This window comes from Pseudomonas fluorescens group sp. PF-69, assembly GCF_054481235.1.
The window spans coordinates 2,470,540-2,487,385 of record NZ_JBTMNC010000001.1; the positions used below are offsets into that span (position 1 = coordinate 2,470,540).

Here is a 16,846-nt window from a genome sequence, read left to right on the forward strand (position 1 = left end):
GATGGGCGCGCCTCGGTCTCAACGCCTGTGTTTCAACCAATCCACAATGCCCGCTCCCGCCGCCCGCCCACTGGCGAAACACGCGGTCAGCAGATAGCCGCCGGTCGGCGCTTCCCAGTCCAGCATTTCCCCTGCGCAGAAAACCCCGGGCAATTGCTTGAGCATCAAGCGTTCATCCATCGCTTCAAACAACACTCCGCCCGCACTGCTGATGGCTTCGTCCAATGGCCGGGTCTTCACGAGTGTCAGTGGCAATGCCTTGATCGCCTGGGCCAGCAACGCCATGTCCGTGAAGGTTTCGGCAGAGGTCAGCTCTCGCAGCAGCGCGGCTTTCACCCCATCGATGCCCAACTGACTGTGCAGGTGTTTGGCCATCGAGCGTGAGCCACGCGGCTTGCTCAGTGCCGACTGCACTTTATCCACAGGCCGGCCGGGCAGAAGGTCGATATGAATAGTCGCCGAGCCGTGCCGGTTGATCGCTTCGCGGATCGGTGCCGACAGGGCGTAGATCAGGCTGCCTTCGATGCCGGTGGCGGTTATCACGCATTCGCCGAGGCGCGGCACGTCGTCGTTGAGGCCGATGGCGATGTTTTTCAGCGGGCTGCCGGCGAATTTGCTGACCATCAATTCGCTCCAGGCCTGCACCTCGAAGCCACAATTACTCGGTTGCAGCGGTGCCAGTCCTACACCGCGTTGCTCCAGTGGCCGCATCCAGGCGCCGTCCGAGCCCAGGCGCGCCCAACTGCCGCCACCGAGCGCCAGCAGGGTGGCGTCGGCCTGAACGGTTTTTTCGCCTTCGGGGCTGTCGATGCGCAAACCGCCGTTTTCATTCCAGCCGACCCAGCGATGGCGGGTGTGGATAACGACGCCGCTGTCACGCAGGCGCTTGAGCCAGGCACGGAGCAGCGGCGCGGCTTTCATGTCGGTCGGAAAGACCCGGCCCGAGCTGCCGACGAAAGTGTCGATGCCCAGGTCCTGAATCCACTGGCACAGGGCTTCGGCGCCGAAGCCGCGCAGCAGCGGGGCGATCTGCGGTGCCCGTTCGGCATAGCGTGAAAGGAACGCCGGGTAGGCTTCGGAGTGGGTGATGTTCATGCCGCCGACGCCGGCCAGGAGGAATTTGCGCCCGACCGAAGGCATGCCGTCGTACAGATCGACCTTGATCCCGGCCTGGCTCAACACTTCAGCCGCCATCAGGCCGGCGGGACCGCCACCGATGATGGCGACGTGAGAGGTGGAGGGTGTCGAGGGTCGGGTCATGGGCTGCGCTGCGGTCTGGCGGGATAGGGCGGGCATTCTACCAGCCTCGCCTTCTGTAGGAGCGAGCTTGCTCGCGAAGGTCTTGAACGATAACGCGTGCAACCAGATGCCCAGCGGTGACGTTATGTTTCTCGCGAGCAGGCTCGCTCCTACAGGGGTTATCGGTGTTTTTTAGGGTGGTTAAAAAATGATCAGCTATCTGTAGCCCACAGTCCGCATGGGCTGCGGTCGCTTTCACTCAGGTTATCTACAGGCAGCTCCACAGGCATTGTGGGTAAAGCGTCCACAACTCAGTGACAACCTGATGACTGCCAGACCCGCTGCGCGCTGTGGTGGAGAATGCCGTGGCGGCGGGCCAGGGCTTTGCGGTCCTTGCTGTAACCGCCGCCAATCACCCCGACCACCGGGATGTCGCGGCCCAGGCAATGACGCATCACGGCTTCATCGCGGGCGGCGACGCCTTCGTCGGTCAGTTTCAGATAGCCGAGGGCATCGTCCTTGTGCACATCGACGCCGGCGTCATACAGCACCAGATCCGGCTGATAGAGCGGCAACAAATAGTTGAGCGCGTCATCCACCACCTTCAGGTAATCGGCATCGCCCATGCCATTGGGCAATGGAATGTCCCAGTCGCTTTCGGCCTTGCGTGCAGGAAAATTCTTCTCGCAATGCAGGGAAACGGTAATGGCCTCCGGAGTGTCGTGCAGGATGCGTGCAGTCCCGTCGCCCTGGTGCACATCGCAATCGAAGATCAGTACCCGGTTGACCCGGCCACTTTCCAGCATGAAATGGCTGATCACCGCCAGGTCATTGAAAATGCAGAAGCCGGCCGGGTGGTCGTAGTGAGCGTGGTGAGTGCCACCGGCCAGGTGACAGGCCAGGCCATGCTCGAGCGCCTGCTCGGCCGCCAGCAACGAGCCGCCGACTGCCCGCACTGTGCGCCGGGCCAGGGCTTCGCTCCAGGGCAGGCCGAGGCGACGTTGATCCTCGCGGGACAACTCGCCACCCATGTAGCGTTCGATATACGAAGGGTCATGGGCGAGGGCGAGAATCTCCGGCGGGCAGAGTTGCGGACGCAGCAGGTCGGCGTCGCGGGTCAGGCCGCTGTCCACCAGGTGATCGCGCAGCAGGCGGAACTTGTCCATGGGGAAGCGGTGATCCGCCGGGAATTCGGGACTGTAGTCTTCGTGATAAATCAGCGGCAGCGGCATGATGCTTTCGTACAGGAATGAGTGAAGGATCCTACCAGCGTTGTAGACTCGCGGCATGAAAATGGGGGGAGCACGATGGAGCCGATACTGGAACTCGCGAGCGCGCGGCTGCTGTTGCGGCAGTGGCAGGATGAGGATTTGCCGGAGTTTGCGGCGATGTGTGCCGATCCACAGGTCATGCGTTATTTCCCGGCACCCTTGAGCCGACTGGAAAGTGCTTCATTGATCGGGCGAATCCGTGGTCATTTCGCTGAGCATGGTTTCGGTCTGTGGGCGCTGGAGCGCAAGGACACGGGGCAGTTCATCGGATTTACCGGGCTCGGGGTGGTGGGTTTCGACGCGCCGTTCACCCCCGCCATCGAAATCGGCTGGCGCCTGGCGCGGGAGCATTGGGGGCTGGGTTATGCCAGCGAGGCGGCGTGGACCGCTCTGCGCTGCGGGTTTGACCGTTTGGCGCTGAACGAAATCGTCTCCTTTACGGCTGACAGCAACCTGCCGTCGCAGAAAGTCATGCAGGCCATCGGCATGCACCATGACTGCGCCGATGACTTTGAACACCCCAACCTTGCCGTCGATCATCCCTTGCGCCATCACGTGCTGTATCGCATCAGCCGTGAACAATGGCTGCAAACCTTGCATGGATAAGCCGCTGCGGATGTTTACAATGGCCCCCATCGGCCCTGGCCAGAAACTGAATCGACCGTCGCAGCCAAGACTGCGCGGCATTGCGTTGTGTGAGGAGAGTCTGAATGAGCCAAGTGTTGGATGATCTGGTCGACCTGCTGACCCTGGAGCCGATTGAGGAAAACCTGTTCCGTGGCCGTAGCCAGGACCTGGGTTTTCGCCAGTTGTTCGGCGGCCAGGTACTCGGCCAGTCGCTGTCGGCGGCCAGCCAGACCGTCGAAGAGGCGCGCCACGTGCATTCGATGCATGGCTACTTCCTGCGTCCGGGCGACGCCGGGTTGCCGGTGGTCTATCAGGTTGACCGGGTGCGCGACGGTGGCAGTTTCAGCACGCGCCGGGTGACGGCGATCCAGAAGGGCCATCCGATCTTCACCTGCAGCGCCTCGTTCCAGTACGACGAAGAAGGTTTCCAGCACCAAAGCGAAATGCCGCAAGTGGTCGGTCCGGAAAACCTGCCATCGGAACTGGAGCTGACCCAGCAGCGCGCGCACCTGATCCCTGAGAAAATGCGCGAAAAACTGCTGTGCCCCAAGCCGATCGAGTTCCGGCCGATCACCGAAAAGGATCCCTACAACCCGCTGCCGTCCGACCCGATCAAGTACGTCTGGTTTCGCGCCGACGGTGCCTTGGCCGACTCCCCGGCGCTGCACAAGTACTTGCTGGCCTACGCCTCGGATTTCGGTCTGCTGACCACCTCGATGCAGCCCCATGGCAAATCGGTCTGGCACAAGGACATGCAGGTCGCCAGCCTCGATCATGCGCTGTGGTTCCACGCCGATCTGCGTGCCGATGACTGGTTGTTGTACGCGATGGACAGTCCCTGGGCCGGCAACTCCCGCGGTTTCTCCCGTGGCAGCGTGTTCAACCGCGCCGGGAAACTGGTGGCCTCGGTCACGCAGGAAGGCCTGATCCGTCATCGCAAGGATTGGTCATGAGCCTGGCCGACGTGCGTCACTGGGTGTTCGACATGGACGGCACCCTGACCGTGGCGGTGCATGATTTCGCGGCGATTCGCGTGGCGCTGGCGATCCCGGCCGAAGATGACATCCTGACCCACCTCGCCGCGCTACCGGCCGACGAAGCCGCGGCCAAGCATGCGTGGCTGCTCGAGCACGAGCGCGACCTGGCGCTCGGGTCGAAACCGGCACCGGGTGCCGTAGAGCTGGTGCGTGACCTGGCCGGGCGCGGTTATCGCCTGGGCATTCTCACGCGCAATGCCCGTGAATTGGCGCATGTCACGCTGGAGGCCATTGGCCTGGCTGACTGCTTCGCGGTGGAGGACGTGCTCGGTCGAGACGAAGCACCACCAAAACCGCACCCCGGTGGTTTGCTGAAATTGGCGCAAGCCTGGAACGTACCGGCGAGCGAACTGGTGATGGTCGGTGATTACCGCTTTGATCTGGATTGCGGGCGGGCGGCGGGGGCACGGACGGTGCTGGTGAACCTGCCGGATAATCCGTGGCCGGAATTGACCGATTGGCATGCGCCGGATTGTGTGGCGTTGCGGCAGATGCTCTCGGCTTGAGGGCATGGTTGCCTGATCTGACGCCATCGTCGGAACGCCGCCCGGAGCAGGCTCGCTCCCACAATTAATCGCATACCACTGTGGGAGCGAGCCTGCTCGCGATGGCGCCGGCTCCGCCAGCGCAAAACCTACAGCCCGAACAACGCCTTTTGCCCCTCCGGCGAAGTAAACATCCCATCCCCGTCATGCCCGACGCCGGGTACTTCGATCAGCTGCTGATTGAGCCCTTTCGGTTGCAGCCGCTTCAGATACTCAAAGTAATTGCGCCCGCGAGCCAATCGATAGGGGCCTTGCGCCTGGGCTTCACAACCCTTGTCCAGCGCCGGGTGATTGGGGTCGATGTCCTGTTGCCCCAGCAGATAAACGATGTTGCGCTTGACGTAGGTTGCCTGCAGTTGCGCAGGCGTTTTCCCTTCGGCGTAGGCGGGTAGATCCGTCAGCCCGTACTTCCAGCGATTGAAGTCCGGGCAGCGGGCATGGCTGAAAGCCACTGGCCGGCGTTCGTCGAAGTACGCATAGGAAGATGGATTGGCGATGACATAGCGCACCTGCACCCCGGCGGCGTCGAGGGCTGGCTGATCGTGTCCGAGCATGGCGTATCGCTGAACCACTTGAGCGCCACCGGAGTGGCCGGCGATGACGATCTGCTTCACTTCGGGAAACTGCTCGCGATCACCCAGGCGGGCGATGATTTCGTCCAGAGCCGCATAGGCGCTGAGACGGAACGGCGCGGTGGATTCGCCACCCGCCATCCACTCATTGCCCTGCCAGCGCAGAACCGTCTCGGCGACGGGATGCATCGCGACGTCGGTTTCATTGAGAAATTGTGGGGCGATGACCAGTGTTGTCGCACTTTGCCCGGCCAGTTCCGCCGCGTGTTCGCCGCTGTGCAGGTAGGTCTGTGCATTGCGCAAGCGACCATGGACGATGATCAATACACGTTCGATCTTTGCCGGGCCAGGGCTGATGCCCACCGCGATCTCGCCTGATTTCAACAACAGGCGTCCGGGGCTGACCTCCTTGACGGCATGCTCGGCAGCCCAAGTACTTGTGCAAGTGATCAACAACGCCAACAGCCACGTCTTCATTTACAGATTTTTCGCCGCAAAGGTATCGCACTGGCCAACCTGGCCTTGGGCGAATCCGGTTTTGAACCAGCGCACCCGTTGCGCCGACGTACCATGGGTAAACGAGTCGGGCACCACACGGCCCTGACCCTGTTGCTGCAAACGATCATCGCCGATGGCATTGGCCGCGTTGAGCGCTTCTTCGACATCGCCCGGTTCCAGCCAGTTCAGCCGTCGTTGTGCGTGGTTGGCCCAGACGCCGGCCAGGCAATCGGCTTGCAGTTCTTGACGCACCAGCAAGCCACCATTGCCTTCCATTTGCCGGCCTTGCTGGCGCGCGGCCTGAATTTTCGCGGAAACACCGAGCAAGGTCTGCACGTGGTGTCCGACTTCATGAGCGATCACGTAGGCCTGGGCAAAGTCCCCCGCCGCAGAAAAGCGTTGGGCCATTTCCTGGAAAAACGCCATGTCCAGATAGACCTTCTGGTCCGCCGGGCAATAGAACGGACCGGTCGCCGACGTCGCCAGGCCACAGGCCGAGTTCACGCGATTGCTGAACAACACCAGGGTCGGGTCTTTGTATTGCTTGCCGGCCTGCTGGAAAATCTGCTGCCAGGTGTCCTCGGTATCACCCAGAATCGAACGGACGAATTCGGCGCCTTCATCGTTGGCTGGTGGCGCCTTGCGCGTCTGAGTGGTCGCCGGTGCCGTTTGCTGGCCCATCTGCCCGGTCAGTTGGCCGAGGATCTGCAGCGGGTCCTGGCCGGTGATCCAGCCGATGCCGACGATCAGAAGGATCGCCGTCAGGCTCAGGCCCTTGCCACCGCCAAAGCGCATCCCGCCACCGCCGACATCATCGCCACGGGCATCGACCACGTTGTCACTGCGTCGGCCTTTTTTCCATAGCATGTGGGAATCCTCTTCTGTTCCGGGTAATGACCCGTGCGGTGAGTGTTGCTGCCAAGTGGGAGCGGCGCCAGTCCAGTCGTCCGGGTTTTTGTCGCACGCGCCCGCAGGCCCGGCAACCCCTGACGGATTGCCGAGTACATTTCAGGCTTGTATTGAACACGGACACCCCGACGAATTCCGCAGGGCGACGGTTTTTTTATCGGGGGAACATCGAGCGCTGCGTAAAGCGCCCAGATCGGCGGGGTTATTCGTCGAACGCGTCCCATACCGGGGCAAAGGGCGGGCTGACCTGACGCTCGCGTTTGGAAAGGCTGGCGATCAAGGCGCGGTCCGTGTCATCCAGTTGCACCTCCAGCGCCGCCAGGTTGGCGCATTGATTGGCCTCGCTACTGGCCTTGGGAATGGCGGCGACGTTCGCCTGATCCAGCAGCCATTTGAGTGCGACCTGGGTTGGCAGCACCCCGTGTTTGGCGGCGATCTGCCGGATCTGTGGGATGTCCGACACCTTGTTGCGAGCCAGTGGCGTGTAGGCCGTCAGCGCCAGATCGTGTTGACGGGCGTAGTTGAGCAGGGCGTTTTGGCCGAGCAGTACGTGATACTCGACCTGAATGGCGGACAGCGGAGCGCCCAGTTCCTCGACCACTGTGCGCAACAGCGGCAGCGGAAAATTCGCCACGCCGATGTTGCGCGCCAGGCCCTGTTCCTTGAACGACACCAGGGTCTCGATCGTACGCGGCAGGTCCCAGTCGGTGCTCGGCCAATGGATCATGAACAGGTCGACATAGTCGCTGCGCAGGGCCTTGAGGCTGCGGTCCATGGAGTGGCGCATGGCGTCGGGTTGCAGTTGGTCCCACCAGACCTTGGTGGTGACATGGATCTGCTCGCGGGGTGTCGGACTGTTCGCCAGCGCCTGACCGACAGCGTCTTCGTTGTTGTAGCCCGCCGCCGTATCGACGTGCCGATAACCCAGTGCCAAGGCCTGTTCCACGGCGCGGGTGCATTCCTCGCCCAGCATCGGCCAGGTGCCGAGGCCCAGTTTTGGCATGTTCAAGCCTTGGGCGTTAACGATGTGCTGCATGGTCGATCTCCTTTTCATAAGCGGTGATACCCGCGATATGCCGCGCAGCGATGTAGCCGAAGGTCAGCGCCGGCCCCAGATTGATGCCGCCGGCGGGGTAGTGCCCGCCCATGATGCTGGCCATGTCGCCGCCCGCCGCATACAGCCCGGCGATGGCCTGACCTGTGCTGTCGAGGACCTGGGCGTTTGCGTTGACCTTGAGTCCGGCGAAGGTGCCGAAGCAGCCGGGCTGGACCTTCACCGCGTAGAACGGCCCTTGTTCGATCGGCGCGACGCAGGGGTTGGGTTGCTGCCGCGCATCGCCCTGCTTGCGGTTATAGGGGGTAGAACCGCGTCCGAACTGCGGGTCTTCGCCGTTGCGCGCATGGCGGTTGTAGTCTTCCACGGTGCGGCGTAGACCGTCCGGATCGATGCCGCAGGCCGACGCCAACGCTTCAAGGGTGTTACCGGTTTTCAGATAGCCGCTGCGGATAAAGGCTGACAGCGGCACCGGAAACGGCCGAGAGATGCCCAGCCCGTAGCGACGCTGGAAACCATGGCTGCAAATCAGCCACGAAGCGACCTCTTCGCCCGGCGGGGCAGCGGCGACCATGGCCTTGACGTAGTCGTAGTAACCGTTCGCTTCGTTGACGAAGCGCTGGCCATTGCTCAGCACGCCGATGATCCCCGGCTTGCCGCGTTCAATGATGTGCGGGAAATGGCCAACGCTGCCGTCGCTGTGGGGCACCTGCGAGACCGGTGCCCAGGCGACTGGTGACGCCACATCGGTATTCACTCGAGCGCCGGCGCTTTCGCCCAGTCGCAGCCCGTCGCCGGACACTGCCAGCGGCGGCAACGCCAGGTGCTCGCGCCCGGTAGGCGTGCGCGGAAACAATGCCTTGCGCCGTTCGATGTCATTGGCAAAACCGCCCGCCGCGAGCACGACGGCCTTGCGCGCCTGGATGCGCACGGAACCCTTGGCGGTGCTGACCACCGCACCACGGACCTGATGGTTCTCGCGCAGCAACTCGGTGACGGGGGCCGACTCCCACAGCAATACACCGAGGTCCTCGGCGGATTTTGCCAGGCGTGCGACCAGCGCCACACCGTTGACCAGTTGCATCGCGCGGCCATGCACGGCGAGGTCGAGCAGGTGGCGGGTGAAGCGTCGGGTGACGTGCCAGGCGGCGGGCAGCGAGCGGGTCAGGTTGAGGAATGCCGTAAGGTCCGCGCCTGCCATGATCGGCATGCCCATGAACGATGTTTCACGCATGGTTTTGCGCAGCCGCTTGAGCAGCTTGCCGACTTTTCGTGCGTCATAAGGGGCGGCGATCACCGAGCGCCCGCCGGTGCCTGCGCCTGGCGTGTCGCCGTGAATGTCGGCAATGGCATTGCCGTCGGCGAATTGCAGCGAGGTGTGCTGTTCGAAAAACGCAACCATCTGTGGGCCGGCCTCGAGGAAGGCATCAATCATCGCCGGCTCGAAGTGCTCGCCCAACTCGTGCTTCAAGTAGGTGCGCGGCAGTGCCACGTCTTCGACGATGCCGGCGCGGCGGGCCAGGGGGTTGCAGGGCACCCAGGCCCAGCCGCCGGACCATGCGGTGGCGCCACCGAAAACCGCATCCTTTTCCACCACAATGACTTTCAGGCCATGCCATGCCGCCGTGACAGCGGCCGACAAACCGGCCGCACCGGAGCCGACGATCAGCACATCGCAGTCGATGTCGGGAAGAATGGGCGGTTCGGCAGGCATTGTGAGCACTCCAGCGGTTTATTATTTTGGAATTTGATTCCAGAAAATATAAGAGGTCGACGGAGTCGGGCAAGCCTGGGGCGCACAAAGCGGGCGGTAATCGGACGGCGAGTTCCAGATTTCGCATTCGGCCGGTTGTCTTCTAGAATCGAGCAAATTTTGCGTGGAAGCTCCCATGGCCGGCAGTCAGATCGAACGTGTTTTCAGTGTGCTTGAAAGCCTCACCAGCGACCCCCGTGGTCTGCCGATGCAGACCCTGGCAGAGCAGCTGGACATCCCCAAGAGCGCCACCCATCGCTTGCTCGCGGAGCTGATTCGCCTCGGTTATGTGCGACAGAATCCGGAGAACCTGCGCTATCACCTGTCGACCAAACTGGTGGCGATGGGGTTCCGTTATCTGTCGAGCAGTGGCGCCGATATCGTGCAGCCGGTGCTCGATCGCCTGGCTCAGGAAACCGGTGAACTGGTGCGCCTGGGCGTTATAGACGGCGAGCGGCAGACCTGGATCGCCAAGTCCCAGGGGGCCCGCTCCGGCTTGCGCTACGACCCGGACATGGGCCGCGATGCACCGCTGTTCTACACGGCCTCCGGGCACGCGTGGCTGGCGTGCATGAGCGATGCCGAAGCCCTGTCGCTGGTGGAACGCCAGGCCATGGACCGACCACTGGAACTGGGGCCGAATGCGCCGCGTTCGAACATTGAATTGCTCGAGCGCCTGCGCCTGGCGCGGGAGCAAGGCTACGCCTGTGTCGAGGAAAGCTCGGCGGTCGGCACCTCGGCGATTGCCGCAGTGGTGCGTCATCCCGGCGATGGCCGGGTGATCGGCGTACTCAGCATTGCCGGGCCGAGTGCGCGCATGCCGGGCGCGCGGCTGCACGAACTGGCGCCGTTGTTGTTGAGGTTTACCGAGGAATTGTCGGCGGCGAGCCTGGCGTCGGAGTTATTTAACTGAGGCCTGGATAAGCCCGGTGGGAGCGAGCCTGCTCGCGATTACGGTTTGTCAGTCAGCACGATGATTGGATGAACTGCCCTCATCGCGAGCAGGCTCGCTCCCACAGTTTGATTGGTGTCTTTCTTGAAACCGTGCGTTGTTCGAACACTTTCAGTGCTTGTGTGTGTAAGAATCTGGAACCGGGTTCTAAATTATTGGAAATCTTCCTTCCAACAATAAGCACAAGAGGACCGCGTCTTGAATTCGCCCCTTCGAATCGCCCTGATCGGCGCTGGCATCATGGGCCAGCAGCATTACCGGCACCTGAAAACCCTGACTGAAGCGACGCTGTGCGCGGTGGCCGATCCCGGTCCGCAAGCGGCAACCCTCGCCGCTGAATGGGGGGTGGCGTATTTCGCCGATCACACTCAGATGCTGGCGCAGACGAAGCCGGACGCGGTCATCGTCGCCAATCCGAATAACCTGCACGTCAGCACCGCCCTCGACTGCCTCGCCGTCGGTGTGGCGGTGTTGCTGGAGAAACCGGTCGGCGTGCATCTGGATGAGGTTCGCCGGTTGGTGGAGGCTTCGAAGGCTACGGGTGTACCGGTGCTGGTGGGCCATCATCGGCGGCACAACCCGTTGATCGTCCGTGCCCATGAACTGGTCAAGAGCGGCGCCCTGGGCCGGTTGACCACGGTCACGGCGCTCTGGCAGTTGCGCAAACCCGACAGTTACTTCGAGACGCCCTGGCGCCGCGAGGCGGGTGCCGGGATGTTGTTGACCAACCTGATCCACGACCTCGATTTGCTGCGGCACTTGTGCGGTGAAGTGCGTCAGGTGCAGGCCATCACCAGCAACGCCATCCGCGGTTTTGCCAACGAAGATTGCGCGGCGGTGTTGCTGCAGTTCGACAACGGTGCCCTGGGCAGCCTGACCGGGTCCGACGCGGTGGCGGCGCCCTGGAGTTGGGAGCTGGATTCCGGGGAGAACCCGGTGTATCCGCGTCAGGCCGACCAGCCGTGTTACTTGCTCGCCGGAACCGGCGGGGCACTGAGCATTCCGCAACTCAAGCGCTGGCATTACACCGAAGCCGATGGCGGGTGGCATCAGTCCCTGGTGCAGACGCAGGAAAGCTTCAGCGCCGATGAGGCGTTGCGCTTGCAGTTGCAGCATTTCGTGCACGTCGCGCGCCGGGAGGTCGAGCCGCTGGTGAGCGCCGCCGATGCCGCCCGCACCCTGGCGCTGATCGAAGCCATCCGCGAAGCCGCCGAAACCGGTCGCGCTTGCACACCTTCCCTGATTGAGGCTTGACCATGAGTGAACGAATCTTTTCCCTGGCCAGTCTGACCGTGCTGGAATTGTCACCGCCCGAGATGGTCGAAGTCGCGGCGCGGGCCGGGTACAGCCACGTCGGCTTGCGTCTGGTGCCGGCGACGCCGGAGGAGCACCATTTTGCCCTGGTGGCGGATGCGGGTTTGCGCCGTCAGACCCTGGCACGTCTGCGCGATACCGGCATACGTGTACTGGATGTCGAAATTCTGCGCTTGAAGCCGGATACCGTCGTCGCCGAATTCGAGAAGGTGCTGGCGGTCGGTGCCGAATTCGGTGCGACTGAATTGCTGGTGGCCGGTAATGATTTGGATGAGCAACGCATGACCGATAACTTCGCCCGGCTTTGTGATCTGGCGGCCCCTTATGGACTGCATCCGCACCTGGAGTTCATGCCCTGGACCGATGCGCGCAACCTTGAGCAAGCCGTGCGCATCGTCGAGGCGGCCGGGCGCGAAAGCGGTGCAGTGCTGGTGGACGCGTTCCATTTCGATCGCTCCGGGTCGCGGCTGGAAGATCTGGCCAGGGTTGCCCCTTCGCGGCTTCGGTATGCGCAGTTATGTGATGTGGCGGGGCCGCGTCCGGCGGACATGGCCAAGATTTTGCGTCAGGCCCGTAATGAGCGGCGGTTTCCCGGCGATGGCGATTGCGATCTGCCGGGGCTGTTGCGCTGTTTGCCGGCTAACATTCCATTGAGTCTGGAAATTCCCACCGTGCAACTGCTGGAGCAGGGCGTGAGCGGGTTGGACCGGGCGCAGATGGCGTTGGATAAAACCCGGGAATTGTTGGCGCGGCTGTAAGCGGTGCTGTGCATCTATCGCGGGCAAGCCACGCTCCCACACGTTTTATGCTGACCTGTGGGAGCGTGGCTTGCCCGCGAAGCTTTTGATTTTTGATGTAAACAAAAGGAAACCCAATGACAGTCAGCACCCCGCTTTCCGGCGTCAATCAGCCCTTCAAGGGCATCTTGCTGATCGTCGTTGCCACCTTCCTGTTTTCCAGTCATGACGCGATATCCAAATACCTCTCGGGGTTCTATCCGATTGTCATGGTGGTGTGGGCGCGTTATGTGGTGCACACCTTGTTGATGGCCGGAATATTCCTGCCGCAATCCGGGTTGCGGGTGTTGCGTACCAAGCGCCCGTTACTGCAGCTCGTCCGGGCGTTATGCCTGCTGGGCACCAGCCTGTTTTTCACCACGGGATTGATGTACATCCCGCTGGCGGAAGCGACCTCGGTCAACTTCCTGGCGCCCGTGCTGGTCACGGCGTTGTCGGTGCCGTTGCTCAAGGAGCGCGTGACGCGCGGGCAGTGGTTGGCGGTGATTTTCGGTTTCAGCGGCGTGCTGATCATTGTTCACCCAGGCGGCGAGTTGTTCACCCCGGCGGTGCTGCTGCCGTTCTGTTCGGCGCTGTTTTTCTGCTTCTATCAACTGCTGACCCGCAAGCTCAGCGAAATCGACAGTCCGACCACCAGCAACTTCTTCGCCGGGCTGTGCAACACCCTGGTGATGAGTGCGTTGGTGCCGTTCTTCTGGCAGGTGCCGAGCCTGCCGCATGGCGTGCTGATGCTGGCGCTGGGCGCCTGCGGCATGACGGCGCATCTGTTTCTGACCCAGGCTTTCCGCCATGCCGCGCCCGCCTTGCTGGCGCCCTTCAGTTACTGCCAGATCGTGTTTGCCGGCCTGCTGGGCTGGTTGCTCTTTTCCCACACGCCAACCCTGACCACGGTGCTCGGGATCGCGGTGATTTGCTGCAGTGGCCTGGCGGCGGCCTGGCAGCAAAAAAGTCGCCGTTGAGGCCGCTCAGAACCTGAAGCGCACCACCAGGTTTTGCAGGCCCGCCGCCAATTGCGACAGCTCCTGGCTGGTGGCACTGGTGCGGGTCGAGGCGTCGGCGCTTTGCAGTGACAGGTCGCGAATGTTCAGCAGATTCCTGTCCACCTCGCGGGCCACCGCCGCTTGCTCTTCCGATGCGCTGGCAATCACCAGGTTGCGCTCATGGATCTGTTCCATGGCCCGGGTAATCTCCGCCAGCGCGATGCCAGCCTGTTCAGCGAGCGACAGAGTTTGCGCAACGCGCTGGCTGCTGTCGTGCATCGACAGCACCACCCCTTCGGTATCGCCCTGAACCCGGCCGATCATCTGTTCGATTTCCCGTGTCGATTGTTGGGTGCGATGGGCCAGTGCGCGAACTTCATCGGCCACGACCGCAAACCCGCGCCCGGCTTCCCCGGCTCGGGCAGCCTCGATAGCCGCGTTGAGCGCCAGCAGGTTGGTCTGTTCGGCGATGGCGCGAATCACGTCCAGCACCTTGCCGATTTCCCGGGATTGCTCGGCCAGGGTTTGCACCTGTTGCAGGGCTGTGCCGGCATCGGCGCTCATGGCCTGGATCGAGTCGAGTGTTTCAATCACCCGCGCCTGACCCTCACTCGCCTGTTGTGTCGACTGGCGCGTACTGTCAGAAGTCGATACGGCATTGCGTGCGACTTCTTCCACGGCCACGGTCATCTCGTTCACCGCCGTGGCGGCTTGTTCGATTTCGTTGTGCTGCTGTTGCAGGCGGCCAGCGTCCTGGTGGGTGCTCTGTTTCATCTGGTTGGCGGCAGCGGCCAGTTGCGTGGAGGCGTCGCTGATCCGTTGCAGGGTCTCGCGCAGGCTGGTTTGCATGATCGACAACGCGGTCAGCAAACGCCCGGTTTCATCCGTGCCGTGGCTGCTGATCGGCGTACTGAGATCCCCGGCGGCGACCTGTTCGGCCACGTCTACTGCCTGACGGATGGGCGCCACGATGCTGCGAATCAGCATCCAGGCGAGGAGCACGGTCAGCAGCGAGACGGCGATCAAGGCCCCGATCACCGTGACTTTCACCTGGTTGTAGAGCGCGTCGGCCTGTTGCGCCGATTGGCTGACTTGCTGGGTGGTGAGGGCCACCAGCTCGGCGAACTGGTCACCGGTCAGGGTCGAGTAATCCTGGATCTTGCCGTTGAGCAGCGCGGTCATTTCTTCCTGGCGGTTTTCCCGCGACAGGGTTTCGTATTGCGCCAGCGCTTGACGGTATTGGGTGACGGTCGCGACGAATTTTTCGTACGGCTCTCTGTTGTAATCGCCTACGAGGGGGGTGAATTTGTTCAGGGCCTGTTCCAGCCAGCCCTGCACCTGATGCAGGCGGCTCACCGTGGCCTCGAGCACCTTGGGGTCGCGGTTGAGTGCCATGCGCAGGCTGAGTACGCGAATGCTCAATGCATAGTCGCGGATTTCCCCCAGGTAGCGGGTGCTGGGCAGGGAGATGTTCTCGGTGTATTGGCCGGTGGCACGCACTTCGGCGACTTGCTTGAGGGCGAACAAACCCTGCAACAGCACCAGCAGGGCGATGAGACCGAAGCTGATGACCGCGCGTTGGGCGATGCTCAGGCGACCTGGCGACATGATTAGACCTCCTTGGCGATGAACGAAAAATCGTGGATTCATGAAATGCGGGCACAAAAAAAGCGCAGGCCCGAAATCGGGCCTGCGCCGAGGCAGCATCAGTCTTCTACTTTCGGAATCTTGCGCGGGGCCATGAAGTACATCCAGGTCAGAGCGATGAAGTACATCGCCGGAATCAGGGTGAACAGCACGGTGTAGTTATTGTTGGTGACGGTCAGGATGTGGCCGACCAACTGGGTCATGAACATCCCGCCAATGGCGGCGCACATGCCACCGAAACCGAACACCGTACTCATCATGTGCTTGGGCGTGTAGTCCATCACCAGGCTCCAGATGTTGGCGGTCCAGGCCTGGTGCGCGCCGATGGCCAGGGAGATGGCGAACACCGCGACCCACAGGTTGCTGGAGCCGGCGGCCATGATCACGCCGATGATGCAGCAGGCGAACAGGAACATGGACATCAGTCGCGCCTTGATCGGGTTGACACCGCGGCCGATCAGGAACGAGGACAGAATCCCGCCACCCACGCTACCGAAGTCGGCCGTCAGGTAGATGATGATCAGCGGGATGCCCATCTGGGTGACGTTGATGCCCAGGTTGTATTGCTGATTGAGGAACGGTGGCAGCCAGTACAGGTAGAACCAGAACACCGGCGCGGTGATCGAGTAGGCGAGGGCGAAGGCCCAGGTGCCACGCATGCGCAGGATTTTCGAGAACGGTACGCGCGCTTGTTCGGGTTCGACTTCCTGCTGGATGTAGTCCAGTTCCGACTGTTTAACGCGAGGGTGATCTTCCGGGTTGAAGTATTTCAGGCCCCAGCACACCAGCCAGATGCCGCCCAGTGCCGCCATGCACAGGAACGCGGCTTGCCAGCCCCAGGCGTGCAGGATCAATGGCAGCAGCATCGGGGTGAACATCGCACCGACGTTGGTCCCGGCGTTGAAAATGCCGGTGGCCACGGCACGCTCACCGGCCGGGAACCACAGGCGCGTGGTCTTCACGCAGGCCGGGTAGTTGGCGGCTTCGGTCAGGCCGAGGATGAAGCGGCAAACCATGAAGCCAGCCGCCGATGTGGCCAGGCCATGAGCGCCGGTTGCGAGGCTCCAGAGCAGTACGGCGCAGAAGAATACGCGTTTCACACCGACCCGATCGATCAAGCGGCCTTGCAGCACGAAGCCGATGGCGTAGCCGACCTGGAACCAGAAGTTGATGTTGGCGTAGTCCATCGCCGTCCAGCTCATTTCCTTGGCCAGGATGGGCTGCATGACGCCGAGGGCGGCGCGGTCGATGTAGTTCAGGGTGGTCGCGAAGAACACCAGGGCCAGCATGCCCCAGCGGGTCTTGCCGACAGCCATGGCGCCGCGGATTTTGTCGCCGATGCCAGCAGTGGCAGCGCTCATGGCCGGGGCCATGCGTGAGCTTTGTGTAGGATTCATGTGTGCCATCCGTTCAATGACTGACGAGCGAAGCTCGTCGGGACTTCAAGGGCGCGTGATCAATCGATGGCGGCGAGCGCGTGAGGACTGATCGGCTGTTTCGTCGGCTGACGGTTATTCAGCGAGCGGCACGTGTGTGCCAGCGGTGCGCAGGGGTCGGATGGACGCCGGGCCAGGCGTAATGGCGTTGGTTCGAGCGAGCAGAGCGGTGAAGGAGCGCATGAGCGTATACCCGTTTTTTTGAAATTTTTATG

The 16,846-nt window shown here is 62.4% G+C and carries 15 protein-coding genes; 7 read left to right on the top strand and 8 right to left on the bottom strand.

Annotated features, from left to right (window positions below):
* Positions 1 to 18: 18 nt before the first annotated feature.
* Both ACX3YF_RS11400 and ACX3YF_RS11405 read right to left on the bottom strand, forming a co-directional pair.
* Complete coding sequence (locus ACX3YF_RS11400) at positions 19 to 1,260, bottom strand: TIGR03862 family flavoprotein (RefSeq protein ID WP_130204882.1); 1,242 nt, start codon at positions 1,258 to 1,260, stop codon at positions 19 to 21.
* Positions 1,261 to 1,550: 290 nt separating this feature from the next.
* On the bottom strand, positions 1,551 to 2,471 hold the full coding sequence (locus tag ACX3YF_RS11405) for a histone deacetylase family protein (protein WP_130204698.1): 921 nt from the start codon (positions 2,469 to 2,471) through the stop codon (positions 1,551 to 1,553).
* Positions 2,472 to 2,546: 75 nt separating this feature from the next.
* Between ACX3YF_RS11405 and ACX3YF_RS11410 the strand changes: the two genes are divergently transcribed.
* The 3 genes from ACX3YF_RS11410 (at position 2,547) to ACX3YF_RS11420 (ending at position 4,680) form a co-directional block, all read left to right on the top strand.
* A complete protein-coding gene (locus ACX3YF_RS11410) occupies positions 2,547 to 3,116 on the top strand; it encodes a GNAT family N-acetyltransferase (RefSeq protein ID WP_130204699.1) in 570 nt (189 codons plus the stop codon).
* A gap of 104 nt (positions 3,117 to 3,220) precedes the next feature.
* The gene (tesB, locus tag ACX3YF_RS11415) at positions 3,221 to 4,090 is read left to right on the top strand and encodes an acyl-CoA thioesterase II (protein ID WP_130204701.1); all 870 of its coding nucleotides are present in this window, start codon (positions 3,221 to 3,223) and stop codon (positions 4,088 to 4,090) included.
* A complete protein-coding gene (locus ACX3YF_RS11420) occupies positions 4,087 to 4,680 on the top strand; it encodes an HAD family hydrolase (RefSeq protein WP_198131626.1) in 594 nt (197 codons plus the stop codon). Before tesB ends, ACX3YF_RS11420 begins: the two co-directional genes overlap by 4 nt.
* Before the next feature lie 128 nt (positions 4,681 to 4,808).
* Here ACX3YF_RS11420 and ACX3YF_RS11425 read toward each other — a convergent pair whose 3' ends face one another.
* The 4 genes from ACX3YF_RS11425 to ACX3YF_RS11440 all read right to left on the bottom strand — a co-directional run bounded on the left by ACX3YF_RS11425 (position 4,809) and on the right by ACX3YF_RS11440 (position 9,466).
* On the bottom strand, positions 4,809 to 5,768 hold the full coding sequence (locus tag ACX3YF_RS11425; RefSeq protein ID WP_130204705.1) for an alpha/beta hydrolase: 960 nt from the start codon (positions 5,766 to 5,768) through the stop codon (positions 4,809 to 4,811).
* On the bottom strand, positions 5,769 to 6,656 hold the full coding sequence (gene ypfJ / locus ACX3YF_RS11430; protein ID WP_130204707.1) for a KPN_02809 family neutral zinc metallopeptidase: 888 nt from the start codon (positions 6,654 to 6,656) through the stop codon (positions 5,769 to 5,771).
* Between the two features lie 244 nt (positions 6,657 to 6,900).
* Positions 6,901 to 7,734 carry an aldo/keto reductase gene (locus tag ACX3YF_RS11435; RefSeq protein WP_130204709.1) on the bottom strand — a complete coding sequence of 278 codons (834 nt, stop codon included), beginning with the start codon at positions 7,732 to 7,734 and terminating at the stop codon, positions 6,901 to 6,903.
* Positions 7,718 to 9,466, bottom strand: coding sequence for an FAD-dependent oxidoreductase (locus ACX3YF_RS11440; protein WP_130204711.1), 1,749 nt, complete (start codon positions 9,464 to 9,466; stop codon positions 7,718 to 7,720). The genes ACX3YF_RS11435 and ACX3YF_RS11440 overlap by 17 nt, the downstream gene beginning before the upstream one ends.
* A 175-nt stretch (positions 9,467 to 9,641) precedes the next feature.
* Here ACX3YF_RS11440 and ACX3YF_RS11445 point away from each other — a divergent pair, with 175 nt between their 5' ends.
* From ACX3YF_RS11445 to ACX3YF_RS11460, 4 genes are all read left to right on the top strand, one after another.
* Positions 9,642 to 10,418 carry an IclR family transcriptional regulator gene (locus ACX3YF_RS11445; RefSeq protein ID WP_130204713.1) on the top strand — a complete coding sequence of 259 codons (777 nt, stop codon included), beginning with the start codon at positions 9,642 to 9,644 and terminating at the stop codon, positions 10,416 to 10,418.
* A 237-nt stretch (positions 10,419 to 10,655) separates the two neighbouring features.
* Positions 10,656 to 11,711, top strand: a complete 1,056-nt coding sequence (locus ACX3YF_RS11450; RefSeq protein ID WP_130204715.1) for a Gfo/Idh/MocA family protein — start codon at positions 10,656 to 10,658, stop codon at positions 11,709 to 11,711.
* 2 nt (positions 11,712 to 11,713) lie between these two features.
* On the top strand, positions 11,714 to 12,529 hold the full coding sequence (locus ACX3YF_RS11455; protein ID WP_130204717.1) for a sugar phosphate isomerase/epimerase family protein: 816 nt from the start codon (positions 11,714 to 11,716) through the stop codon (positions 12,527 to 12,529).
* 116 nt (positions 12,530 to 12,645) lie between these two features.
* Positions 12,646 to 13,527, top strand: coding sequence for a DMT family transporter (locus tag ACX3YF_RS11460; protein ID WP_130204719.1), 882 nt, complete (start codon positions 12,646 to 12,648; stop codon positions 13,525 to 13,527).
* Between the two features lie 6 nt (positions 13,528 to 13,533).
* On the opposite strand, the gene ACX3YF_RS11465 is transcribed toward ACX3YF_RS11460, so the two are convergent.
* A complete protein-coding gene (locus ACX3YF_RS11465; RefSeq protein WP_130204721.1) occupies positions 13,534 to 15,156 on the bottom strand; it encodes a methyl-accepting chemotaxis protein in 1,623 nt (540 codons plus the stop codon).
* A 98-nt stretch (positions 15,157 to 15,254) separates the two neighbouring features.
* Positions 15,255 to 16,592 carry an MFS transporter gene (locus ACX3YF_RS11470; RefSeq protein WP_130204723.1) on the bottom strand — a complete coding sequence of 446 codons (1,338 nt, stop codon included), beginning with the start codon at positions 16,590 to 16,592 and terminating at the stop codon, positions 15,255 to 15,257.
* Positions 16,593 to 16,846: the final 254 nt, after the last annotated feature.